At 42.2% G+C, this 26,476-nt stretch carries 16 protein-coding genes and 1 tRNA gene; 12 read left to right on the top strand and 5 right to left on the bottom strand.

Going from position 1 to position 26,476, the window contains the following annotated elements; all coding sequences use genetic code 11:
- Positions 1-49: 49 nt before the first annotated feature.
- Positions 50-126: transfer RNA gene (locus BQ8014_RS15855), tRNA-Met, on the bottom strand.
- Between the two features lie 187 nt (positions 127-313).
- Here BQ8014_RS15855 and BQ8014_RS15850 point away from each other — a divergent pair.
- From BQ8014_RS15850 to BQ8014_RS15805, 10 genes are all read left to right on the top strand, one after another.
- On the top strand, positions 314-697 hold the full coding sequence (locus BQ8014_RS15850) for an START-like domain-containing protein (protein ID WP_080905206.1): 384 nt from the start codon (positions 314-316) through the stop codon (positions 695-697).
- Between the two features lie 62 nt (positions 698-759).
- Positions 760-2,715: an LptF/LptG family permease gene (locus tag BQ8014_RS15845; RefSeq protein ID WP_234998067.1), complete on the top strand. Its 1,956-nt coding sequence runs from the start codon at positions 760-762 to the stop codon at positions 2,713-2,715.
- Positions 2,716-2,718: 3 nt separating this feature from the next.
- A complete protein-coding gene (locus tag BQ8014_RS15840; RefSeq protein ID WP_080905205.1) occupies positions 2,719-3,936 on the top strand; it encodes a bifunctional 3,4-dihydroxy-2-butanone-4-phosphate synthase/GTP cyclohydrolase II in 1,218 nt (405 codons plus the stop codon).
- A 79-nt stretch (positions 3,937-4,015) separates the two neighbouring features.
- The gene (locus BQ8014_RS15835; protein WP_080905204.1) at positions 4,016-5,209 is read left to right on the top strand and encodes a pyridoxal phosphate-dependent aminotransferase; all 1,194 of its coding nucleotides are present in this window, start codon (positions 4,016-4,018) and stop codon (positions 5,207-5,209) included.
- 372 nt (positions 5,210-5,581) lie between these two features.
- Positions 5,582-5,791: a hypothetical protein gene (locus BQ8014_RS15830; protein WP_080905203.1), complete on the top strand. Its 210-nt coding sequence runs from the start codon at positions 5,582-5,584 to the stop codon at positions 5,789-5,791.
- Between the two features lie 163 nt (positions 5,792-5,954).
- Entirely contained in the window at positions 5,955-6,161 is a 207-nt protein-coding gene (locus BQ8014_RS15825; protein WP_080905202.1) for a helix-turn-helix transcriptional regulator, read from the top strand.
- A 2-nt stretch (positions 6,162-6,163) separates the two neighbouring features.
- Positions 6,164-11,053 carry a DEAD/DEAH box helicase gene (locus BQ8014_RS15820; RefSeq protein ID WP_080905201.1) on the top strand — a complete coding sequence of 1,630 codons (4,890 nt, stop codon included), beginning with the start codon at positions 6,164-6,166 and terminating at the stop codon, positions 11,051-11,053.
- 36 nt (positions 11,054-11,089) lie between these two features.
- Positions 11,090-13,930 carry an HsdM family class I SAM-dependent methyltransferase gene (locus BQ8014_RS15815; RefSeq protein WP_080905200.1) on the top strand — a complete coding sequence of 947 codons (2,841 nt, stop codon included), beginning with the start codon at positions 11,090-11,092 and terminating at the stop codon, positions 13,928-13,930.
- 2 nt (positions 13,931-13,932) lie between these two features.
- A complete protein-coding gene (locus tag BQ8014_RS15810; protein WP_080905199.1) occupies positions 13,933-14,622 on the top strand; it encodes a hypothetical protein in 690 nt (229 codons plus the stop codon).
- Positions 14,623-14,640: 18 nt separating this feature from the next.
- Positions 14,641-15,669 (top strand): virulence RhuM family protein, encoded by a 1,029-nt coding sequence (locus tag BQ8014_RS15805; protein ID WP_080905198.1) that lies wholly within the window; start codon positions 14,641-14,643, stop codon positions 15,667-15,669.
- A gap of 281 nt (positions 15,670-15,950) precedes the next feature.
- On the opposite strand, the gene cysI is transcribed toward BQ8014_RS15805, so the two are convergent.
- The 4 genes from cysI to BQ8014_RS15785 all read right to left on the bottom strand — a co-directional run bounded on the left by cysI (position 15,951) and on the right by BQ8014_RS15785 (position 23,486).
- On the bottom strand, positions 15,951-17,648 hold the full coding sequence (gene cysI, locus BQ8014_RS15800) for an assimilatory sulfite reductase (NADPH) hemoprotein subunit (RefSeq protein ID WP_080905197.1): 1,698 nt from the start codon (positions 17,646-17,648) through the stop codon (positions 15,951-15,953).
- 13 nt (positions 17,649-17,661) lie between these two features.
- Positions 17,662-19,452 carry an NADPH-dependent assimilatory sulfite reductase flavoprotein subunit gene (gene cysJ, locus BQ8014_RS15795; RefSeq protein WP_080905196.1) on the bottom strand — a complete coding sequence of 597 codons (1,791 nt, stop codon included), beginning with the start codon at positions 19,450-19,452 and terminating at the stop codon, positions 17,662-17,664.
- Positions 19,453-19,942: 490 nt separating this feature from the next.
- A complete protein-coding gene (gene yidC / locus BQ8014_RS15790; RefSeq protein WP_080905195.1) occupies positions 19,943-21,859 on the bottom strand; it encodes a membrane protein insertase YidC in 1,917 nt (638 codons plus the stop codon).
- Positions 21,852-23,486: a CTP synthase gene (locus BQ8014_RS15785; protein WP_080905194.1), complete on the bottom strand. Its 1,635-nt coding sequence runs from the start codon at positions 23,484-23,486 to the stop codon at positions 21,852-21,854. The genes yidC and BQ8014_RS15785 overlap by 8 nt, the downstream gene beginning before the upstream one ends.
- A 178-nt stretch (positions 23,487-23,664) precedes the next feature.
- On the opposite strand from BQ8014_RS15785, the gene BQ8014_RS15775 reads away from it, so the two are divergent.
- Both BQ8014_RS15775 and galE read left to right on the top strand, forming a co-directional pair.
- Complete coding sequence (locus BQ8014_RS15775) at positions 23,665-25,224, top strand: DUF3078 domain-containing protein (protein WP_234998066.1); 1,560 nt, start codon at positions 23,665-23,667, stop codon at positions 25,222-25,224.
- Between the two features lie 42 nt (positions 25,225-25,266).
- On the top strand, positions 25,267-26,301 hold the full coding sequence (galE, locus tag BQ8014_RS15770; protein WP_080905191.1) for a UDP-glucose 4-epimerase GalE: 1,035 nt from the start codon (positions 25,267-25,269) through the stop codon (positions 26,299-26,301).
- Positions 26,302-26,476: the final 175 nt, after the last annotated feature.

Raw genomic sequence — 26,476 nt, 5'->3', positions numbered from 1 at the left:
TGAAAAAAAAGAGAAAGGCTGACAGTATATCGTAAACCTTTCTCTTTTATGGTAGCGAGACCCGGGATTGAACCGGGGACCTCATGATTATGAATCATGCGCTCTAACCAGCTGAGCTATCTCGCCATCTTTCGTTAAAGTTGTGCAAAAGTAGAGGTATTTTTTTTCTTGTGCAACAGTTCTTCTTAAAAAAACAGGCTTGCCAGGCCGCATTAGACCGTGGTTCTATTAAAAAGGTTGTTTTTTCAGCAGGCGGAATGGTTCTAATTCGATTCTTTTGAGTAACTTGTGCCCAAATAAACGTTACTGGCAGATGAAAAAAGAGAAATTTCACATCGAGTACATTTTTGATAAAGTCTCGAGGCGTAGTCTGTGGAATCATTTAACAACTCCTCCTGGCCTTTCTGCGTGGTTCGCAGATGATGTTGAAATCAATGAAAACGAGTATACTTTTTATTGGAATAAAACACAGGAAAAAGCAGAACTGGTATCAGCCAAGCCGGAAATAAGCATCCGTTATCGTTGGATAGAGGAGGAGGATCCGTCTATTTATTTCGAATTTATAATCCATACGATCGAACTGACCGGTTCGACGGCTTTGGAGATAACCGATTTCGCAGAATTGGATGAAAAGGCCGATTCGATTAGTTTGTGGGATTCACAAGTTGAAGTATTGAAACGTACCTTAGGCATTTAGTCCGGTTTTAGGCATGAACGTATCGTTTTTTCCACTACTTTTGCCCTTCCAATCAATAGGCAATGCTGAAAATTAAACGATTATATTCTTTTATGTTGCAGACTTTCCTGCCGCTGTTCGCTATGACGTTCGGGATCTGCCTGTTTATCATTTTAATGCAGTTTTTGTGGAGGTATGTGGATGAGATGGTTGGCAAAGGGCTGGAGTTGCATGTCTTGGCGGAAATGTTTTTCTACGCGGCTCTTTCGTTTGTGCCGACCGCTTTGCCGCTGGCCATCTTATTGGCTTCCCTGATGACTTTCGGCAATATCGGCGAGAGTCTGGAGCTCTTGGCGATGAAGTCTTCCGGTGTATCGCTTCTCCGGATTATGAAGCCATTGATAATCACCGTTTCGTTTATTGCCGGCGGGGCCTTCTGTTTCCAGAATTATATTATTCCGGTGTCTCAGGTTAAAATGTATACGTTGCTGTTTTCCATACGTCAGAAATCCCCTGAGTTGGAGATTCCGGTCGGTATTTTCTGCAAGGAAATTCCCGGTTATAATGTCTATATCAAGGGCAAAGACCCTAAAACCGGATTGTTGAAAGATATTATGATTTATAACTATTCCGAAGGATTTAATAATGCCTATGTTGTCAGAGCGGACTCCGGCAGGCTAAAGACTTCTGCGAATAAGCTTTATCTGATTCTTTCCCTGTTTAATGGGGAATCGTTCCAGAATCTGAATACGCGGACTTCCAACCGTTCCTCCGACGCGGTTTCCTACCAGCGGGAATCTTTCTCCTATAAAGATATTCTGATTAACTTCGATGCCAACTTCAGCCGTACAGATGAATCGCTGATGCAGTCGCAATACATTGGGAAGAACCTGGCGGACCTTCAGACTTCGCTCGATTCGATGACCGTACGGTTGGACAGTGCGCGGGCTTTGAACGCCAAAAGTATCTATGATCTTTCATATAAGCGGACTCTTACTCGTCCCGAAATAAAGAGCCCGCTTGAGAAAACTAAAAGCGATGCAGGTCTCCATGTGGACGAAGAAGAGGGCCTCCCGGACCAACCGGTTGTTGCCTTGTCCGTTCCGTTCGACAGCGCTTTCTTTGCCCTTTCGCCCGGAATGCAGTTATCCGTGTTGAACCGGGCGAAATCATCTATTGAAAGTACGCGTTCCGATTATATGTTCAAGTCGTTTTCGATTGCGGATGAGGCGAAAAAGGTAAGGCGCTACCAGACGGAGATGTATAAGAAATTTACCTTGTCCTTCGCTTGCCTGGTCTTCTTTTTTATCGGCGCTCCCTTGGGCGCTATTATCCGGAAGGGAGGATTAGGAATGCCGGTCGTAATTTCGGTCTTTCTCTTTATCTTTTATTATATCATTGATAATATAGGTTTTAAGATGGCTACGAACGGAATCTGGCAAGCTTGGCAAGGGATGTGGCTGAGTTCCGCCATACTTACGCCGCTGGGCGTATTCCTGACTTACAAGGCGACCAATGATTCTGTGATCCTGAATGCGGATACCTATCTAAATGCGTTTAAGAAACTGATTGGAAAAAGCTCAAACCGGAAAATAGAGAAGAAAGAAGTTGTTATATATAATCCGGATTATCCAGCCATCTCCGCACGCTTGCAAAAGTTGATTGCGGATAATAAAAGCTATCTGGATAGCCAAAGAAAATGGATCGGATACTTTTCTTTTTGGCAAACAAGGGGGAAAGACGATAAGGCGAAACAGATTGCAACCGAAGTGGAATCGATCGTGGAAGAATTATCCAATTCGGATCAGATACTGATTTTGAACAAACTGATGGACTATCCGGTTTTGATAGGATATGATTTGTTTTCCGAGCAGGTCACTCCTAAGCTCGGCCGTCTGTTCTCTATCTTTTTTCCTGTCGGGCTTCCGCTTTATTTGCTGGCAAATTATCGGCGTAAGCTGATGTGGCAGGATATGCAGGCCATAAGCAAGATCAACGAAGAATTACAAGAAATGATTAACAAACTAATTAATAAATAAATCATGGCAGATTATTCATTAAATACGATCGAAGAAGCAATCGGGGATTTCCGCGAAGGGAAATTCCTTATTGTCGTGGATGACGAAGATCGTGAAAATGAAGGAGACTTTATTATAGCGGCGGAGAAAATCACGCCGGAGAAAGTCAATTTTATGATGACTTATGGACGTGGCGTTTTATGTGCGCCGCTTTCAGAAGAGAAATGCGAAGCGCTGGAACTGGAGATGCAGGTCACTCATAATACTTCCTTGTTGGAAACTCCTTTCACCGTAACGGTTGATAAACTGGGGGGGGGATGTACGACGGGAGTATCCATGTTCGACCGTGCCCAGACCATTCTGGCCTTGGCCGATCCGAACACCAAACCAGGCGATCTCGGACGTCCGGGCCATGTAAGCCCTTTACGCGCCCGCTCACGCGGTGTGCTGAGGCGTTCGGGCCATACGGAAGCGGCGGTCGATCTGGCCAAACTGGCCGGCTTGCAACCCGCGGGTGCGCTGATAGAGATCATCAATGAAGACGGTACGATGGCGCGCCTTCCCGAATTAATCAAGTTGTCGAAAAAATTCGGCATTAAGATTATCGCCATCCGGGACTTGATTACCTACCGTTTGCGTACGGAGTCCATCGTGGAAGAAGGAGAAAAGGTGGATATGCCGACCGAATACGGCCATTTCAAACTGATTCCTTTCCGCCAGAAGAGCAATGGATTGGAGCATGTTGCATTGATCAAAGGAGATATCAAAAGAGACGAAGCGGTTTTGGTACGTGTCCATTCCTCTTGCGCCACCGGAGATATCTTTGGCTCCCTACGTTGCGAATGCGGTGAACAGCTTCATAAGGCGATGAAAATGATTGAAAAGGAAGGTAAAGGAGTGATTGTTTACCTGAACCAGGAAGGACGGGGAATCGGCCTGATGGAAAAGATACGGGCCTATAAATTGCAGGAAAACGGATTAGATACCGTGGATGCCAATCTGCATCTGGGACATAAGGCCGATGAACGGGACTATGGCATCGGTGCGGAGATCTTACGCAGGGTAGGGGTGTCTAAAATGCGGCTGCTGACAAACAATCCGGTCAAGCGGGTCGGCTTGGAGGCCTACGGCTTACAGGTGACGGAAAACATTCCTATCGAAATCACACCCAATCCATATAATGAATTTTATATGAAGACGAAAAAAGAGCGGATGGGGCATATCCTCCACAATATTAAATAAGGACGAACTGTTGCCGGTACGCCTATTATTATTTATTTTTGTAACGCAAATATAAAATGAACATACAAATTGTATTGAAATGACACAAGTCTCAGATCGTTTAGCTAGATTATCGCCATCAGAAACTTTGGCGATGTCACAAAAAAGCAACGAGCTTAAAGCTCAGGGTATCGATGTAATCAACTTAAGCGTGGGAGAACCGGATTTCTACACCCCCGAACACATTAAAGAGGCAGCAAAGAAAGCCGTTGATAACAACTTTTCTTTCTATTCTCCCGTGCCGGGTTACCTGGATCTCCGCAAAGCTATCGTTGAAAAACTGAAAAAGGAAAACGACCTGGACTATACAACCGACCAAATTGTTGTATCCAACGGAGCCAAGCAATCCGTGTGTAATGTATTGCTTTCCATCATAGGGCCTGGAGACGAGGTGATTGTCCCCGCTCCCTACTGGGTCAGCTATGTGGAGATGGTGAAGCTGGCCGAAGGGACGAATGTGGTGATTTCCGCCGGTATCGAACAGGATTTCAAAATTACGCCGGCACAATTGGAGGCTGCTATTACTCCGAAGGCCAAAGCCTTGATCCTTTGTTCTCCCTCTAATCCGACGGGAAGCGTCTATAGCCAAGAGGAACTGAAAGGGTTGGCGACGGTGTTAGCCAAGCATCCGGATATCATTGTGATCGCAGACGAGATTTATGAACACATTAATTATATAGGGAAACACGAAAGTATCGCCCAGTTTCCCGAAATCAAAGACCGGGTGGTGGTTGTCAACGGCGTTTCCAAAGCGTATGCGATGACCGGATGGCGTATCGGTTTTATTGCCGCTCCCTTATGGATCGCCAAGGCCACGAATAAATTGCAAGGGCAATACACTTCCGGTGCGAGTTCCATCGCCCAGAAGGCTGCAGTAGCTGCCTATACGGGTGATCAGAAGTGTGTCGAGGAGATGCGCGCCGCTTTCCTCCGCCGCCGCGACTTGGCAGTGAAGTTGTTAAAGGAAATTCCGGGATTGAAGATTAATGTTCCGCAAGGAGCCTTCTACCTGTTCCCGGAAGTGAGCGCTTATCTGGGAAAGAAAGCCGGCAATTACGAAGTGGATAATGTAGGCGATCTGGCCATGTACCTGCTGGAAGCAGCCCATGTCGCTACGGTAGGCGGAGCCGCCTTCGGTGCACCGGAATGCATCCGCTTGTCCTACGCGACATCGGACGAGAATCTGGTCGAAGCCATCAAACGAATCAAAGGGGCCCTGGCTGAATTGAAATAAGGAACGGCCGGAAAGATAAAGGCAAATTAGACAGAAGGGGAAAACGGAAAGACATCATGTCTTTTCCGTTTTCCCCTTTTTTGCTTGTTGCCTTGGAATAGAAGATAAAAAACGAAGGGAGAGAAAGAGGGTAATGGACTAATATTCAGAAATTAATGTCCGTTATTAACTTTGAGTGGAGAGTAGCTAAAATGCCGATTTCGGCATAAAAAAGCAAACGTTTCGTCTCTATAACATTACCCATTTTTGACGGAGCAAAACACAGCGTTTCAATGACCTTTAATGTCTGACTATAACGTTGTTTGTCTGAGGTTTACATTGTTCAAATAACTCACATGGAAAGTATTTTATCAACTTAAAAATGTGAGTGTTATGAACAACGAATTAAGGGTGTCTTTTTACCTGAAAAGAGAAAGCAGGCTTGGAAAAAGCAATGCAGGAGAGAATGTAGCTTATCCGATAATCGGCAAAATTATTATCGGAAATAGTATCGCCCAATTCAGCTCCAAGCTAAAAATTGAAGAACGGCTTTGGAATGTCAAATCAGGACGGGCAATCGGCAAAAGCCGTGTTTGGTGCTGATAGAAGCAGGCTTTGTATTTCAATTAATGGAACAAAAGAGGTTGTAGCTATCACAGAGCAATTTAAGCTGCGATTTTTTCAGGAAGATTTAAAAGAAAAAGATTTCGCCTGAATATCCCTTGAAATTTCCTATCTTTGGAGGCGAATTAAAAACAGTAATCCTATGAAAATGAATCGTATTAAAGAGGTTTTGCAAGAGAAAGGATTAACTCAGGTATGGCTTGCCGGAGAACTTGACAAGAGTTTCAAAATGGTTAATGCATACGCTTGTAACCGGAAACAGCCGAGCCTGGAAACGCTCTTTCGGATTGCTGATTTATTACGAATAAAGGTAAAAGATTTGATTACAGATAATAATATTAGGAAATAAATATGACCTCATTTCAAGATATTCTGAACTTATTCCGCAAGGAATCTGCTTCCGAGAGAGAAAAAGGAACTCGCTTCGAACGTTTGATTCAGCTATATCTGCGGACAGAACCATTCTATGCTTCTCGTTTTAAAAACGTTTGGCTTTGGGAGGAGTTCCTTTTCAGAAAAGATTTGGGAGGACAGGATACCGGTATTGACCTTGTGGCACAAACCACGCATGGCGCCTATTGGGCTATTCAATGCAAATGTTATCAGGAATCAGCTACAATAAATAAAGCGGAAGTTGATAGCTTTTTAACTACGGCAGGGCGTTCATTTATGGATGATTCAGGTATGACTACCCGCTTTGAGCATTGCCTATGGATTTCCACCACCAATAAATGGGGAAGTAATGCGGAGGAGGCTATTAAAAACCATACGCCGGCGGTATCCCGTATATCTTTATATCATTTGCAAAACAGCAGTGTTGAATGGGATAAATTAATGCAGGGCTTGTATGGGGAACAATCGCTTAAACCCAAACACAAACCGCTCGAACACCAAAAAGAAGCTATTGCAGAAGCTATTACGTACTATCAGGAACAAAAAGCTGATAGAGGAAAACTTATCATGGCTTGCGGAACAGGCAAAACTTTCACTTCACTTAAAATCGCAGAAAAAATAACGAATGGAGAAGGACTTGTCCTGTTTTTAGTTCCTTCTATTGCCTTGCTCGGGCAAACACTCGAAGAATGGCTTTACAATGCGGAATATCCAATCAGTCCTATATGTATTTGTTCAGATCCGGAAGTGAGTAAGCGGAAAAACAAAAATGAAGATACCGACAGTTTTAGCGTAGTTGATTTGGCTCTGCCTGCTTCTACCGATACAGATGTTATTATAAAGCAGTTGGAACAATCTACTTCCGATTCCGGAATAACGGTTGTTTTTAGTACTTATCAGTCCATTGGTGTTATTAGCAAAGCCCAAAAGGCTTATCAAAAGAAAATAGGTAGCAACAAAGGTATTTTTGACCTCATTGTTTGCGATGAGGCACACCGAACAACTGGAGTAACGCTTTCCAATGAAGACGAATCAGCATTTGTAAAAGTTCACAATAACGATTTTATTCAGGCAAAGAAAAGAATGTATATGACCGCTACGCCTCGTCTTTACCATGACGATGCAAAGAAAAAAGCGGTGGATAATAATATGGTTCTTTGTTCAATGGATGACGTATCTATTTATGGCGAAGAGTTTTATCATATCGGATTCGGCACCGCTGTGAGCAAGGGGCTTTTATCTGATTATAAAGTATTGATTCTGACCGTCAATGAGAATGATATGACTGCTTCGGCTCAAAGGATGGTAGCATGCGGAGAAACCGAAATTCCTGCCGATGACGTCAATAAGTTGATTGGTTGTGTAAATGCGCTTAGCAAAGAAATTGTCGGTGATGAAGGAACCGTAAAAAATAGCGACCCGGAACCGATGTGTACGGCTGTAGCTTTTTGCCAAAATATTAAAGTCTCAAAGCAGATAACCAACACCTTTAATCAGATGAATGACCTTTATTACAAAGAACTTTCTGACGAGCAACAACAAAAGATGGTTGTTGTGGAAAGCGACCATATTGATGGAACAATGGCAGCTACCACTCGCGGACAGAAGCTATCTTGGCTAAAATCTGTCCCGAAAGCCTCCATGCAATGCCGCATTCTGACCAATGTTCGTTGTTTAAGTGAAGGAGTAGATGTCCCTTCGTTGGATGCGGTTATGTTTCTTTCTGCACGAAACTCGCAAGTCGATGTTGTTCAGTCTGTAGGTCGTGTAATGCGCCGTGCGCCGGGTAAGAAATATGGATATATCATTATTCCGGTAGTAGTACCTTCTGATGTGCAAGGAGAAAAAGCATTAAGCAATAACACGGATTATGCTGTCGTTTGGACTGTTCTGAATGCCCTTCGTGCTCATGATGACCGTTTTAAGGCAACAATCAATAAGATAGAACTGAATAAACACAAGCCTGAAAGTATTATTATTGGAGGTGCTTCACATGGACGAGATGACAATGATGGCACCGAAACGGTTGGTGTTTCCGGTGGCGAAGTTGCTTTGCAGATGGCTATTCAGTTTGACAATATGCAATCGTTACTCTATGCTAAGTTAGTCGAAAAAGTCGGTGAGCGACGTTATTGGGAACAATGGGCACGGGATGTTGCCGATATTGCTGTACGCCAGATAGAGAACATTAAAGAGCTTGTTGAGAAAGATAAAAAGCATAAACAGGCTTTTGAAAAGTTTTTGAAAGGGCTTCACAAAAATATCAACCCCTCGGTTTCGGAAGACGATGCGATTGAAATGTTGGCGCAACACCTGATTACCCAACCTGTATTTGAAGCGTTATTCGAAAATTATTCGTTTGTAAAAAACAATCCCATCTCCCAATCTATGGAGAAAATGCTCGCGCTATTGGAAGAGAATAAGGACGAAAAAGATACGGAAACACTACAAAAATTCTACGATTCCGTGCGCGAGCGGGCAAAAGACATAGACAATGCCGAAGCAAAGCAAAAGATTATTGTTGAATTATACGATAAGTTCTTTCGCACAGCTTTCCCGAAAATGGTTGAACGTTTGGGAATTGTTTATACCCCCGTTGAGATAGTTGACTACATTATTCATTCGGTTGATGCGGTGTTGCGAAAAGAGTTCGACCGTACATTGAGCGATGAGAATCTGCATATCCTTGACCCGTTTACGGGTACAGGTACTTTTGTTACTCGCTTGCTGCAAAGCGGATTGATTAAACCCGAAGACCTGAAACGCAAGTATGGCAAAGAGATTCATGCTAATGAAATTGTTTTGCTGGCTTACTATATTGCTTCGGTAAATATCGAAAATGTTTTTCATGATTTGCAAAATAAAGATTCGGAAACTTATGTGCCATTTAATGGAATCTGTTTAACCGATACATTCCAACTGGGCGAGACCAAAGAAAGCGAAGACTTATTTAGTGAAATGTTTCCACAAAACTCTCGTCGAGTGCAAGAACAGCAAAAAGCACCATTGCGAGTGATTATGGGCAATCCGCCATATTCTATCGGACAGAAATCCGCTAACGATAATGCACAAAACCAAAGTTACTCCAAATTAGAAAAGCGAATAGAAGAAACGTATGCAAAAGGGAGTAGCGCAACTTCTGTTAAAGCATTGTATGATGCATATATTAAAGCCTTTCGTTGGAGTAGCGACCGTCTTGACCCGAAAAACGGAGGTGTAATTTGTTTTGTTAGTAATGGGGCATGGATTGATGGGAATGGAATGGATAGCTTTCGTCATTGTCTGGAAAAAGAGTTTTCTTCTGTTTATGTATTCAATCTTAGAGGAAATCAACGAACAAGTGGTGAAATTTCACGTAAAGAAGGTGGTAAAATATTTGGTTCAGGTAGTCGTACTCCCATTAGCATAACATTGTTGGTGAAAAAGCCTGAACAGAAAGGTAAAGCAAAAATATACTATCACGATATAGGTGACTACTTAAGTCGCGAAGAAAAATTGGATATTGTAAAAAAGAAGGAGAGTGTCGCTAATTCAGCAATGCAATGGCAAACATTATCTCCAAACGAGCATAATGATTGGATTAATCATAGGAATACTAAATTTGGTGATTTTACCTCCTTAGCTCCTGATAAGAAATTCGATGCTAATACGAGATCAATTTTTACTACATACTCTCTTGGTATTGCAACTGCAGCTGACACTTGGTTGTATAATTATTCCCAACCTCTACTAAAGAGGAATTTAAAAAAAATGGAAGATTTCTACAATCAGCGACAACTAATACCTGACTCAAAAAAGAACTCAGACCATTTTGATAAAACAAAAATTAATTGGAATGATAAATTATCTAAATCATTTGAAAAAGGAGAAAAATTATCCATTGAATGTAACAATTATACTATTGGAGTATATAGACCTTTTCAGAAGCAAAATCTATACTTTGATAAGAATGTAATACAAAGAACTTATCAACAAGACAAACTTTTCCCTATTCCCGAACTAAAGAATTTAATTATTAGTGTATCTGGTTTAGGTGGAAATAAACCTTTTTCTACAATTATCTCGGATAAAATTCCAGACTTAAATAGTTTAGAAGCAGGAGCGCAATGCTTCCCTCTCTATTGGTATGAAGAAACCAAACAAGAGAAAACCTTATTTGACAGCTTGGCAGAACCGGAGAACGAGTTTTATGCCCGTCGTGATGCCATAAGCGATTTCGCATTGAATCAGGCACGCAAACAATACGGCAATAAAACCACCAAAGAAGATATTTTCTACTATGTGTATGGCTTCCTGCATAATCCGGATTATCGTACTGAGTTCGCAGCCGACCTTAAGAAGATGTTGCCACGCATACTATTTGTTGATGACTCCACTATATTTTGGAAATATGTCAAAGCTGGTCGTGAGTTAGCTGAACTGCATTTACATTATGAGAATGCAGAAAAGTATCCGGGCGTTATCGAAATGTATAACCCCATGACTGTTGCAGACACATTGAAGCAAATGGGTAGCGACGAAATGGAATATCTGAACTATCATGTTGATAAAATGCGTTTCCCGTCAAAAACAGACAAATCAAAAATTATCTACAATAGCCAAATCACAATAGAGAATATTCCTGCCGAAGCGTACGAATATGTTGTTAATGGACGTAGCGCCATTGAATGGATCATGGAATGTTATCAAATCAAGACGCATAAAGAAAGCGGCATTGTAAACAACCCTAACGACTGGGCAAGAGAGCACAACAAGCCAAGATATATCCTTGATTTATTACTGAGTATAATTACGGTGAGTGTAAGGACGGTGGAGATTGTGAAGGGACTGCCGAAAGTGGAATTGTAAGTATTAAAGTATTATTATTTGTAAAACAATAACAGTATGGACAACAAAGAATATATAGCTAATATCCAGAAGCTTGATTTTCAAATAGAGAATCAAGAGTACTCCTCCATTTATCTCGTTGATAAATTGGAAGAATATATTAGACAAGAGAATATTTCTCCATACATTATTATCGCATTAGATAAAGCAAAATTATTCGATGCTGATGCCGTTTATTTTCGTTTTTTTGATGATAATCGTCCACCATTAGCTCAGATTTATTTGTATGATAATATTCAAAAACAAAAAAACTCTGAATATTATGCTGAGAAACACCGTGAAATTTGGAGTAGTTGTGAAGTTGCCGTATTTTTTGTAATAGATAAAACAACAATAAGAATATACGACAGCAGAAAACCAATTGAAACAAATAATGACGGGAGTATTAGCTCGAAAACAATTGATTGTATAGATTTCTTATCCGATGTTAATAACGCGATTAATAAATACAGAGCACAAAACTTTAATAATGGGAGTTTTTGGGAAAATCAAATATCAGGAAATCATTTTCTTAATTCTAAAATTGCCTCTGAACGATTAGTAAATGGGTTGAGGATTGTTCGCAAGGAATTACGAAAAAGTAATTTATCTCATACTCTTATTGACCAACTGTTGATTATATGTATTCTTATAAAGTATTTGGAAGAAACAGGAGTAGATAAAAGTGGAGAAAATTATGCTCGTGCCTTTTTTCAGAAAGCAACAGGTTATGATAAATTAGAAAGTATTATAGCTCAGAATAAATTACATTGCTTATTAACCGAATTGGCAAAGCATTTTAATGGTGGAATTTTTAATATAGATGATCATTTTAAAAATGAGCTTGAAAAGTCAGACATTAGTATTTTAGCTCAATTCTTTGAAGCGGGATATAAAAATGATTTATTTGGTTGGAAAGAATACTCTTTTGAACATATTCCTATAGAGTTGATTAGTAATTTTTATGAAGAATTTATTCCTAAAACAGGGATAAATAATAAAAAAGATACAGGTGCGGTTTATACTCCAAGTTTTGTAGTTAATTTGTTGATTGACGAAAATTTACCGTTAAACAATTTAGAAGAGAATGTAAAGCTTATGGATCCTGCTTGTGGTTCGGGTATTTTTCTTGTTACTGCTTATAAACGGCTTGTACAGCGTTGGCGAATTAAAAATATTACTCAAGATAAATTAGCAGATACTAATCCCCAAATATTGAAAGATATTCTTTCGAAAAACATATTCGGAGTCGATGTAAATCCTAATTCGATAAATTTATCAATGTTTAGTTTGCAATTAGCATTATGTTCTATGCTAACGCCAAAACAGATATGGACAGAACTTCAATTTGTTGATTTGCAAAACGATGAAAATCTTGTACAAAAAGATTTTTTTGAATATCTAATACATGATAATACTTGCTGTGATTACGATTTGATCATAGGAAATCCTCCGTTTAATCAAAGAAAATTAAACGAAAAAACGTATGAATACTATATAGAGTTATTACACAATAAATTTCCGATAAAATTTAAAAATCCTAAAAAAGAATTTGCATTACTTTTTCTTGAAAAAGCAATGCACCTTCTTGAAGAAAGAAAAGGGAAGCTATGCTTGATCCTTCCCTCAGGCTCATTATTATATACCGATAATTCTTTGATTTTTAGGAAGAATCTATTCTCGACTTATAATATTACACAAATCATTGATTTTACTTTTCTTCGTAGAGTCTTATTTGAAGCCACTGTTGCCTCATTAGTTATTTTTGTTGATTGCAACCAACCAACAGAAGCTCCTATATTGCATATCACAGCAAAACGCACGAAACAAAGTAAAGAACGGTTTTATTTTGAGTTTGACCATTATGATTTTTATCAAGTTCCGAAGAATTTGGCTGTTGACAAATTGAATGTATGGAAATGCAATTTATTAGGAGGTTTCAGAGTTTGCGATATTATTGATAATTTAAATAGAATTAAACCGAACTTTGAAACTTGGTGTGGTTCGAATGGAATAACGGTTTTGGGTAAAGTTCTTAAAGATGATTTGTTCGATGGAGTTGAGAAAAAAACAATCGAATTATCATTGTTTGATAAAGAAGTTTTCATACCTAAAAAGCGACTTGATTGTTGGGGGATTAAGAAAAATATTACAAGAGGAATATTTCCTACGGAAATTTTAGCGAAAGATTTCACTACGAAAAAAAAGTTTGATGGAATTGAATTTAAAGGGACTCCTGAAAAAATACAGTCGTTAAAGAATTATTTTAATGAATATTCCGATTTAATTGCATTTTATATTACGGCGATAAGTGGGCGGCAAGGAATAAGGAGTCCCTATGTGTTTGAATTAGTAGATTTGAAAAAAACACCCTACTTCCCGAATAGGAATAAAATTTCAGAATCCGACAAAATTATCATTGACGATATAATAAATTACACATTAGAAGAGTTTGGACAAGGAGAAAAATCACTAATAAACAAAAAAAATGCAAGCAAAAACGATTTAATTGATTTTGCTCGCATTTATTCCGAGAATCTTAATAGATACTATTCTTCTGATGGAAAACAGTATAAGTTGATTAACTTAATACAAGGAGATGCTTATTTTGTTTGCGAATTAAAATATACAGATGAAAAAGTATCTAAAATACCTTTTGAGAAGCGAGAAAACTCATTAGTTAATTTATTGACAGAATGGAATCCGTCAAAAAGCGCAAAAATTCATAAAATCATACGATATTATGATAATGAAAATAAAATCATACGAATAATCAAGCCGAAACAATTGCGATTTTGGTTGAAAAGCAAAGCATTGAGAGATGCGGACGAAACATTTGATGATATTCTAACACATTAATTATGCAGATAATTTCAAATAATACAGGTATTCCTCCATCTTCTCTACCCATTTATGAAAATTTATTTGGTTTCATTGAGTGTAGCTTGCCTGATTTTACTCCATTGAGTAAAACAAACAAAGGGAAACAAGTTGACGAAGAAGATGATATTACCGAAGATTTGGTGAGTTTTTTTGAAGATAAAATTGAAACATTAAATTTGGATGAAAACAAAACATTCAAATTTACTAATCAGAGCAAGCAAGGTAGAAATAAAACTGATATAGGTGTCCGGCTGGGACGCAAATATCTTGCGAGCAACCGTCCGCTTTGCTGTTGGATTGAAGCCAAGCGCTTACCCACGCCTGATTCAGGGAGAACACGTGATGAAAGGGAATATGTTTTTGTTGATAAGACAAAGAATAAATTCAAAGGGAATGGTGGAATTCAGCGATTTAAAGAAGGGAAACATGCTTCAACCTTACCTTTTTCTATAATGATTGGTTATATTCAGTCCGATGATGCATCCTATTGGATAGAGCAAATAAACGGTTGGATAATTAATCTTGTAAATGAGCTCCCAGCATTTTGGAATACAAATGATTGCTTACGAGAGCAAATATCTGACAAGTGCAATAGGTATGTATCTTTACATGAACGAGAGAATAATTTAGGGAAAATTGAGATACACCACTTTTGGATAAATGTTTGATTTTTGAAATATGTAATCATGTCCAACGATAAAATTCAACCAACTAACAGCCAATTTATCCTGTATCAGGACGACAATGGAGTAACTAATGTCAATGTCCGTTTTGACGGTCAGGATGTTTGGCTTTCGCAACAGCAAATAGCTATGTTGTTTGATACTACGCAACAGAATATTAGCTTGCATATTAACGGCATTTTAGAAGAAGGCGAGTTGTCAAAAGAAGCAACTCACAAGTATTTCTTGTTAGTTCGTCAGGAGGGTAGTCGGTCGGTAAAAAGACAGATTGAGCATTATAATTTAGACATGATTATCGCTATTGGCTATCGAGTGAAATCACAAGTGGCAACACGGTTCAGGCAATGGGCAACACAACGGCTGCATGAATATATCCAAAAAGGGTTTACTCTTGACGATGAGCGATTAAAGGGTAACGGTAACCGCTATTTTCGCGAGTTACTCCAACGAATTAGGGATATTCGTTCGAGTGAACGCAATCTGTACCAACAAGTAACAGACATTTATGCCACGGCTCTAGATTATGACCCAAGAGCCGATATTACCCGTCAGTTTTTTGCCACCGTGCAAAATAAAATGCACTACGCCGCCCATCAACATACGGCAGCGGAAGTAATCTATCAGAGAGTAGATGCCGATAAGCCAATGGTGGGTATGACCAACTTCAAAGGGGATTATATAACCCGGGATGATGTCAAAATTGCAAAGAACTACCTGTCGGAAAAAGAATTGCAGGTCTTAAATTTATTGGTCTCCCAGTATTTTGATTTTGCCGAATTGCAAGCTATTGAGCAACATTCAATGACCATGCAGCAGTGGATAGAGAAGCTGGACGACGTGCTGTCAGTAGGCAATCGTCCATTGCTTAGCAATGCAGGGACGATTTCGCATAAACAGGCTATTGAAAAGGCTACGCAAGAGTTTGAAGAATATCGTCGTAAGGAAATGCTGCAATACGAAAGTGATTTCGATAGAGCAGTTAAAGAATTGAAATCTCAGACAGATGACAATAATGGCAATGCATCGGAATAGATTATGTGTAATTTTAAAAATAGTTTTATCTTTGCCTCAAGCTAATCAACTTGCTCAAAGCGAGGCAAATTGATGAAGTTATCTCATTACTTATCTGTTACCTATTCTGAATTACATCCAAGATAAAAGGCTGATTCAGAAAGAAATAATTCAAAGGCATTGTTTAGTTTCTATATCGTTACCCTTTGTTTATCTTCCTTTCGATAATTGTCTGTTATTCAATAGATAATTATCATTTCTTCTATTGTTGCCTTGGGATCGATTATGTCGCAAGCCTTTTCTCATTCATAAAAATCTTTCGCCGGGTTGATGACCGGCTTTACGATTCCCTTCCGGATCGTATAGTCTCCAAACCCTTCGTCCTCGCGCCTTTCCTGCGCCCAAGCTCCGATTAAGGAGTCTAAAATCGCCAGGATCTCTACATCGGTGATGTTCTCTTTGTACATGCGGGGAATGCGGGTTCCTATCCGGTTCCCTCCTAAATATAGATTATACCTGCCGATCGCCTTGCCGACCAACGCTACCTCGGCCAGCATCGCGCGGCTGCATCCGTTGGGGCATCCGCTGACGCGTAAGACGATAAATTCCCGGCTGACGTTATGTTTGCTCATGATGGCTTCGATCCGAGTCGTGAATTGGGGCAGAAAACGTTCTGATTCCGCCATCGCCAACGGGCAAGTCGGAAACGCAACGCAAGCCATCGAGTTCTTACGCTGCGGGGTGACCTGCTCATCGAACAAACCGTGTTCCTTCGCCAATGCATCGATCTTCTTCTTGTTTCGTTCCGATACCCGGGCTACAATCAGATTCTGATTGGCCGTAAGACGAAAATCGCCTTTATGTATTTTTGCGATCTCCGCTACGCCGGTCTTTAACGTTCTTCCCGGATAATCCAGCAAACGCCCGTTCTCAATGAATAAAGTCAGATGCCATAGGTTATCGATCCCCTTGATCCAACCGAAACGGTCGCCGCGTTCCGTAAACCGGTAGGGCCTGAGCGGTTGGAACCGGACACCGGCGCGCTTTTCGACTTCGGCTTTGAATACGTCGACTCCTACCCGTTCAAGGGTATAGCGGGTCTTTGCATTCTTCCGGTTCGACCGGTTTCCCCAGTCCCTCTGTACTTTTACTACCTGCTCCGCAATCGCCAGTGTGTCTTTCGGTTCAATGAATCCGAATTCGTATGCTTTTGCCGGATAGGTGCTTTGATCTCCATAGGTAGTAGACAGGCCTCCGCCGACTAAGACATTGAACCCTGCCAATATCCCGTCTTGTTCGATGGCGACAAAACTAAGGTCATTCGCATGAACATCGATGTCGTTTTGGGGAGGAATGGCGATGGCTGTTTTAAACTTTCGCGGTAAATAGGTTTCACCTAAGATGGGTTCTTCCTCCGGACCCGTTATTTTCTCCCCGTCAAGCCATATTTCGAGATAGGCGTGAGTCCGGGGCAGAAGATGTTCCGATATCTTTTTCGCATATTCATAGGCTTGTCGATGCACTTCCGATTCCACCGGATTAGGAGTACACAAGACATTCCGGTTTACGTCGCCGGCCGTAGCGATCGAGTCGAGCCCGATGCCATGCAACATCTGGTGCATATCTTTTAGCTTCGGCTTGAATACTCCGTGGAACTGGAACGTTTGCCGCGTTGTAAGGCGAATGCTTCCGTAATAAGTCTGTTCACTTGCGAACCTGTCTATCTTAAGCCACTGCTCGGGAGTGATGATTCCCCCCGGGAGACGGCAGCGCAACATCATGTTTATCAAAGGTTCCAGTTTTTCCTCCGTCCTTTCGGCTCTCAGATCCCTGTCATCTTGTTGATACATCCCATGGAAACGGATCAGTTGGAAGTTGTCTCCGTTAAATCCGCCGGTCAGCTCGTCTTTCAGATCTTCCGCAATCGTTCCGCGCAATAAATTACTCTCTTTTTTTATCCTTTCGTTGTCCGAAAGGGGGGCTGTATTTTCTGTGCTCATATTCTTTGGCTTATTAATAGATGTCACGTTGGTAATGTTTGTCGGAGCGAAGATCGTTCAGGTAGGATTCCGCCTCTTCGCCATCCATTTTCCCGTATTGCTTAATGATATCCAACAAAGCGGATTCTACGTCCCTGGCCATCCGGTTTGCATCCCCGCAAACATAAAGGTGCGCTCCGTTACTGATCCATTCCCATATTTCAGCGCCTTGTTCGCGAAGTTTGTCCTGCACATAGATTTTGCGCTCCTGATCCCTGGACCAAGCAAAGTTGACGCGCGATAACAAACCCGAGTTGTGATACAGTTGCCACTCCGATTGATAGAGAAAATCGGAAGTGAAATGCGGGTTTCCGAAGAACAGCCAATTCCTGCCTGCGGCCGCCTCCGCTTCCCGCTGCTGTATGAATGCCCTGAAGGGGGCGATGCCCGTTCCGGGGCCTATCATTATGATCGACGCCTCCGGATCCTCCGGCAATCTGAAATTATCATTTTGCTCGATAAAAACGCTGACCTCGTCTTCTTCGGCCAACGAACTTAAATATCCGGAAGCTCCCCCTTTCCTTTCCCTCGAATTGCTTATATAATCGATGACGCCGACCGTCATATGGACTTCTTCGCCTACTTCGTCCTGTGAGGAGGCTATCGAATAATACCTCGGCGTGAGCGGCCTGAGCAATCCCAGGAATTGGGCGGGCGTCAGTTTCGCCGGATACTGGCGGAACAAATCGACCAGCGGATTCTTTCCAACATATTCAACCGCCGCCGGCTTGTCCGAAACAATCGGATCCAGTGCTTTGTCCGGTAGGAACGCCGCATATTTTTCAAGGATCACGGTCGTGTTTTGCGTCAACTCGTAATGCTCCCGCAAGGCGTCGAACAGCGTCATTTCCCGCTCTTGTACCGTGACTAAAGTATCTTTGGGGAAGTCGAACAATTCAAGTATTTCCTCGATAAGCCGGGCGTCGTTTTTGTACCAGACCCCTAAGGAGTCTCCCGGCCGGTAGCGTAGGCCGGAGCCCGTCAGGTCGAGTTCGATATGTCGTACATCCTTCTCCGAATCGCGTGAAGTGATTTTTTGGTTGGTGATGACCTTCGCCTTAAACGGATTTTCCTTACCGTATTTATTTTCAATCACAGGCGTCAATGGCTTGCCCGCAGAAGGGCGGATCGACTTTTGAGGAATATTTTTTTTGACGTATTCGACGACCGCATTTCGCCACGCATCGGCCTTTTCCTGAAACGAGATATCCGCATCCTCCCGATTCAGTATACGGGAGGCGCCCAATTCGGACAGGCGGGAATCGAAATCTTTTCCGGCCTTGCAGAAATTCTGATAGGACGAATCCCCCAAACCGAATACGGCAAATTTCAGATTTGGCAGCCTGGGCGCTTTTTTAGAAAAAAGATATTTATAAAGGGGCAAGGCTTCTTCCGGCGCTTCCCCCTCGCCTTGGGTCGAGGTAACGATAAAAACCAGTTTCTCTTGTGCGATCTGCTTGTATTTGTACTCTCCCGCCTTTTGCAGGTTGACCGGATAGCCTTCCTCCTTCAGGGATTGCTCCAATCGTTCGGCTATTTTCCTTGCATTTCCGGTCTGCGAAGCCGAGATGATTGTCGTTTTCGGGTTGGCCGGAGTGGAAAGCGATTCCTGTTCCGCACCTTCTCCGGACGTATGCTGTAATCCCCATAAATACCCTGACAACCAAGCTAATTGTTGGGGTGTACTGTCTTTAATCATCGCTTTTAAATGAGCCAATTGCTCGTCAGTCAAGGGGATGGATGGCAAATTTGGATTTATGTTCATGTGAAATTATATGATAACCTATATGTATAATATGTATAATCATGAGTAAAATTATAGATTTTATTTATATTTCGGCATACCCTGAATAGGGTATTTTGTATCTATTCCATTGAATTACTGATCAAATATATTTATGACGTATGTCAAAAAGATCAATTCAAATTCGTTTTTAAGGCTATTGGTTTTGCTGTTATGGCATGCTGATTTTAAATGAAATGTACTGACAAGCTAATTTTCACCCGCCGTATGAAGATCTTTTACTGGCCAGTGAAAGATCTTTCTCCGGTCAGTAAAAGATCTTTTGCCGGCCAGTGAAAATTAGTTTCTCTACATGCAAATAGACAATCGTCTATGCCGGATGATTCAATCGGGTATTCCTTTTTCTTAAAAAAAGACTATACCCGATCATGTGAGTGTTGTTTCCGGCCGGCGTTAACGGACATTCAAAAAAAAGGAGATAAGCCTCAATAACTTATCCCCTTTTCCCTATTTATTTTTTGCCCCGGTTCTGCTGTTGTTGCTGGCGCAGGCGTTCTCCCTGGAGTTTTTGCGCCTCTTCCAGCCGCTTCATAAAGGAAGATTTCTTTTGCGGGCGCTTTTTATTTTCCTGGAGTTTAGCCAACAACTTCTCTTCGTTGATAGAGAAGCGGAAAATCATCGTCTGGATGATTGTTATCAAGGTGGAGACCAGGAAATAATAGCTTAATCCGGAGGAGTTCTGGTTGAAGATGAACAAGAACATCAACGGCATGAGGTACATCATGGCCTTCATCCCCGGCATTTGCTGTTGTCCCGTGTCTGTTAATGACATATTATACTTGGTGTAGGCGATATTGACGATGGTCATCAGTAGACAGAAAAGGCTGACGTGATTTCCGTAGAAAGTGGATAGCAAAGGAATATGCGTATTCCAACTGACAATCGCATCGAATGTCGACAGGTCTTCCGCCCATAAAAATCCCTGCTGGCGCAGTTCGATAGCCGTCGGGAATAGCCAGTATAAGGCGATCAAGATCGGCATCTGGAGCAACATAGGCAGGCATCCGGCCATTGGACTGGCTCCGGCGCGGCTGTACAGATCCATTATTTCTTTCTGGCGGTCCAACGCCTGTTCCTGTCCAGGATACTTGGCGTTAATCTCTTCCACCTCCGGCCGCAGTACCCTCATTTTGGCCGAGGAGATGTAAGACTTGTAGGTCAAGGGGAACAAGCAGAATTTGACAATGAGCGTCAGCAGGAAAATAACCAGTCCGTAATTAGCGATGTGCTGCCCCAGAAAGTCAAAGATCGGGAGGATAAAATATTTGTTGATCGGGCGGAACAGCTTATATCCCAGTGGTACCAACTGTTCCATATCCAACCGTTGTTCCGATGAAAGGCCTTTGTCGTACGAGTTCAGCAGCTTGTATTTGTTCGGACCGAAGAAATAGCTGAAAGAAAGCGTATTATCTTCTGTTATATTGAACGGAACCGAGGCCAGCGTACGGAAACTCTTCAGGTATACCGTGTCTGTCTCAAGCAATTTCGAATCCAATACCGTTTTTGTAAAACCATTGTCGGAAATGAGGACGGAGGAGAAATATTTGTTCTTAAAGCCGATCCATCTGACCTGGTTGTTCAATTCCTTCCCGTCGTTTTTTGTTTCGTTCAGGTGTTCCACTTCGTCTCCGACCGGTTTGTAATATAATCCGGTGTATTGGTCTTCATACTTGCGGCCTTTTTCCAACTGGCGCATCTTTTGCGTCCAGGTCAGATTGAGAGAACGGGTGGTAGGAGCCAGCAGACCGTTAAGTCCCAAAGCGGAAATCGTATATTTAACGCGGTAATCATTGGGAGGCAGTGTGTAATTAAAGTCGATATGGCCACTTTCTCCTACCTTCAGGCGCATTACGGCCGTGTTGGGATCCGCTCCTTTCAGCAGGGAGAAATAAAGATCGGATGTATTGACGACCCGGTTCGTAGCAGTGATCAGAGACAGGTTGAAGTCTGTATCCTCTCCGTCGAACAATACCAACGGTTGGCCGTTATACGTTTGATATCCTTTTATCTTGGCCGAGTAAACCCGTCCTCCTTTTGTACTTAATGTGATTTTTACTTTTTCGTTCTCGAGTACAGTAAACTCCTCGTCTCCCTCCGCCGCATTGGCAAAGATGCCATAGGTGTTTTGCAGGAAGACGGATTTCAAAGAGTCCGGCGATACGGCCGATGAATCTTGCGCCATTGCCGGAGCAGCCGCCTCCGCCAGCTGTTTTTCAGCTGCCTGTTGGGCGGTAGCCGCCACGTGAGCGATAGAGTCCTGATAATGCCGTTGGGCCTCGAGTTGCTTTTCTGACGGGCGATTTAACCACATAAAGCCGAATAAAACGACTCCGATTAATAAGAAGCCAATGATTGTGTTTTTATCCATTACTTTTTATTGAATGCTTAGCTTGTTTATTTTCGATAGCTGCTTTTATGAAACTGAGAAACAGCGGATGGGGGTTGACAACCGTACTGCTGTATTCCGGATGGTATTGTACTCCGACAAACCATTTCAGGCGAGGGATCTCAATGACTTCTACCAGATTCGTGTCCGGATTTTCGCCGACGCATTTCATGCCCGCCGTTTCAAATCGTTCCTTATATTCATTATTAAACTCAAAACGATGGCGATGGCGTTCTTTTATGTTCTCCTTTCCGTAGGCTTCATAGACTTTGGTGCCTTTCTTCAGAGTACAGTCGTACTCTCCCAAACGCATGGTCCCGCCCATGTTCGTCACGTCTTTCTGTTCCGCCATCAAGTCGATCACCTTGTAAGGCGTATTGGATTCCATCTCCGTCGAATTTGCGTCTTTCAATCCTAAGACATTACGGGCGAACTCAATTACCATACATTGCATGCCCAGGCAAATGCCGAAGCAAGGCAGGTCGTGTTCGCGGGCATAACGGATTGCGACGAATTTGCCCTCGATGCCCCGTTGTCCGAAACCGGGAGCGACCACAATGCCGTCCAGGCCTTTTACCAACTCTTCGATATTTTCTTCCGTTACTTTTTCCGAATGAATCAACCGCAAGTCAAGTTTCCGATCGTTGTAAATGGAGGCGAGCAGCAGGGATTCGTCAATCGATTTATAGGCGTCCTGCAACTCGACATATTTGCCTACCAGTCCGATGGAAACCGTCTCCGTTGCATTCGACTTACGTTTAAGAAACTCTTTCCATCGCTTCATTTCCGGCCGGGGGCCGATTTCCAGCCCGACTTTTTTCAATACGATTTCATCCATTTTCTGTCTTTGAAGCATCAACGGCACTTCATAGATTGTCGGTACGTCGATGGATTGTATCACCGCATCTACTTCAACATTACAGAATAGCGCCACTTTATGGAGGATGTTCGCATTCAATTCATGTTCCGTACGCAGAACAAGGATATCCGGTTGGACCCCTAACTCCTGCAATTGCTTTACCGAGTGTTGGGTCGGTTTGGTCTTATATTCTTTGGCTGCAGCAATGTACGGAATATAGGTCAGATGGATGCACATGCAATTCTTTCCCATTTCCCATTTTAGCTGACGGACACTTTCCAGAAAGGGAAGCGATTCGATGTCTCCAACGGTTCCTCCGATCTCCGTAATCACAAAGTCGTATTGGTTCTTGGAGCCTAAAAGTTTTACGTTCCGTTTGATTTCATCGGTGATGTGAGGAATTACCTGAACTGTTTTGCCTAAATAATCGCCTTTCCGTTCTTTATTAATGACACTTTGGTAAATGCGACCGGTCGTCACATTATTCGCCCTGGTGGTCGGAACGTTCAGGAAACGTTCATAATGTCCCAAGTCCAGATCGGCTTCATGTCCGTCAACGGTCACGAAGCATTCTCCATGTTCATAAGGATTCAACGTCCCCGGATCAATGTTAATGTAAGGGTCGAATTTTTGAATTGTCACCTTGTACCCTCTTGCCTGAAGCAGTTTGCCTAAAGATGCGGATACAATACCTTTCCCCAATGAAGAAACGACTCCGCCAGTTACGAAGATGTATTTAGTATTTGCCACAATCGTTTTGTTTATAATTAGAAGTGGCAAAGTTAAGGAAATTCATCCATTAGCCAAGAAACTTGGATACTATAAATTTCAAATTCATCCGGAGAGTACAAAAAGACGAAATCAGATAGGAATGATTTCATTCTTTTCGACTATCTTTGCCCTTCAATGAGGAAAAAAGAAAAGAATTATGGGGAAAGCTTATATTATATTGGCAATCATTTTAATATCGTTTAATTTCAGCTTTTTTTCACAAGCACAGGAAAGCAATCACGAATCAGGCACATTAGCGGAAACAGACGAGATCGTGCAAACGACGGACACTATCCCGGAAATGGATCCCAGCGACCCGGAGCTTAACAAACTTGACGACATGCGTACCTTATATGAACAACAGAACCGCACGTTTAAGGCTTCAAACCCCCAATCCGTTAATCGCAGTTTGTTAAGACTGGTTCAAAAGCCTGAGTTGGAATTATCGCCCGAAGCCTTATATTGGGCGCGGTTCGTACGGGATGCATCGACTAAATTCGATGAGCGGATGACCTTTAAGGATACCATTTTGGTCAGCCCGTTGTATCTTCCTCTTATTGCCCGGGGACAAGTCCTTCCGAAGGACTTTAAGCTCTATGACGACGAACAGTTTTTGAAACCGGCCTACCAGTCTGCTCCGCTCTATAAGATCGATACGATCTTCAAAGATTACCAACTGCAGGAAAAAATCGAAAACATGGCTTTCCGTTATGTAGAAGATCATTATCCCGCCTTCTTCCATCATTCAATGCGCGATTTGCCGACGGATATACTTAAGCCGGATATTATCAGGAAGAATATTACCGAAGCGGCATTGCCGGAAGTCAAGGCCAATCCGAACTTCGAGGATGTCGGAGAGCCGGTCAAGTTTATTCCCGAAAGGCAATACTGGACTTCCGGTTTTGAGAGTACGGTGCAGTTTTCACAGAACTACGTGTCCCCGAACTGGTACAAGGGGGGAACCAGTAACCTGAATCTATTCAGCCGGAACTATCTAAAGTATAATTATAACAGGGATAATATCCAGTTTACCAATGAAATGGAAATCCGGGAGCAGGTCTATAATGCGCCGAAAGACTCGATCCATGATTACAAAATAGGCGATGATTTATTCCGTATCCATAGCAACCTTGGTTACAAAGCCTTTGAAAAATGGTATTATACCTTTGATACGGAGTTCAAGACGCAACTGTTCACAAGCTTCAAGGAGAATTCGGAAATTAAGCAGTCTGCTTTGTTATCTCCATTCTCGATTTACTTCGGCATCGGTATGAAATATGACCTGAACAAGACTTTTGCGAATAATAGACATAAGAAACTGACATTGACCGTCAACCTGGCTCCTGTCTCCTATACCTTTAAATATAGCATTCAAAAAGGAGAGAATTTCGATTTGGGACGTCACGGTTTTGCGAAGAAAGAGGATTCGGACGAATTTAAGAACTCATTGAGCGAATTAGGTTCGACCGTACGTATGGATTTGTCTATGACTTTTAACCGGGATGTTTCCTGGACTTCCCGTCTGGTTTACACGACGAATTACGCAAAAGCAAACTTGGAGTTTGAAAACACCCTTAATATGGCGATTAGCCGTTACTTCTCAACGCGTATCAATGTTAACTTGCGGTTTGACGATAGTGTGACAAAGACTGAAGACTGGGACAACTACTTTCAGATTAATCAATTGCTGAGCTTCGGCTTCAATTACCGATGGTGAAAGCAGAAGGAATCATTCTTATATTTAACAACGATAATAAACATGAAAAAGAAAATTTTAGTCACCGGCGGTATAGGATATATAGGATCTCATACGGTAGTCGAATTGCAGAATGCAGGCTATGAGGTGGTGATTGTCGATGACTTGTCTAATTCAACGATCGAAGTCCTTGACGGTATTGAGAAAATAACTGGTATTCGTCCTCCCTTTGTCAAACTGGATCTGAAAGACAAGGAAGGCGTAGGGAGACTTTTCGAAGCCCATGCCGGGATTAATGGAATTATTCATTTTGCAGCCAGCAAAGCCGTCGGCGAATCGGTTCAACAACCGTTGAAATATTATCGCAACAATATAGTAACTCTATTAAACTTATTGGATTTGATGCCTTCCAATGGAGTGCAAGGAATTGTCTTTTCTTCCTCCTGTACCGTTTACGGGCAGCCGGATATCCTGCCGGTTACGGAAGAAGCGCCCATCAAACCGGCCTTGTCCCCCTATGGTAATACGAAACAGATCAACGAAGAAATTATCCGGGATACCTTGCATGCCGGAGCTCCTTTCAAAAGTATTATCTTACGCTATTTCAATCCGATCGGAGCGCATCCGAGCGCTGAGATCGGCGAATTGCCTAACGGCGTTCCCCAGAACCTGATCCCTTATCTGACGCAAACAGCAATCGGTATCCGTAAGGAACTGAGTGTTTTCGGAGATGACTATAATACTCCCGACGGCTCCTGTATTCGTGATTATATTAATGTGGTAGACTTGGCCAAAGCCCACGTGGTTGCCATTGACCGTATGCTGGGAAGCAAATCCGGAGAGAATTTGGAAATCTTCAATCTCGGAACGGGTAATGGCGTTTCCGTATTGGAGTTGATCCATGGCTTTGAGAAAGCGACCGGCGTAAAAGTACCTCATAAGATCGTAGGCCGCCGCGAAGGAGACATCGAAAAGGTCTGGGCCAATCCGGAACATGCGAACAAGGTGCTCGGATGGACCGCCAAAGAAAGTCTGGAAGATACTTTGGCTTCCGCCTGGAAATGGCAATTGAAACTAAGGGAAAGAGGCATTCAATAACGAATGCCTTTTCTTTTTCTTCCCGTATTTCCCTGTTAAAAATCGGCCGGAGAGCCGATTTTTCCAAATAATCAACAAATATTCTTTTTTATGTTTCTTTGTCGGAAGGAAGTGCTATATTTGTGAGTGTCTCCTTGAGTCTTTTTTATTCGAAAAGAGTTTGGAATGAAGAGAT

This window comes from Parabacteroides sp. Marseille-P3160 (genome assembly GCF_900162725.1).
GTDB lineage: Bacteria > Bacteroidota > Bacteroidia > Bacteroidales > Tannerellaceae > Marseille-P3160.
Note: the sequence above shows the minus strand (reverse complement) of the source record. Positions and strands in the feature narration are given on the sequence as shown.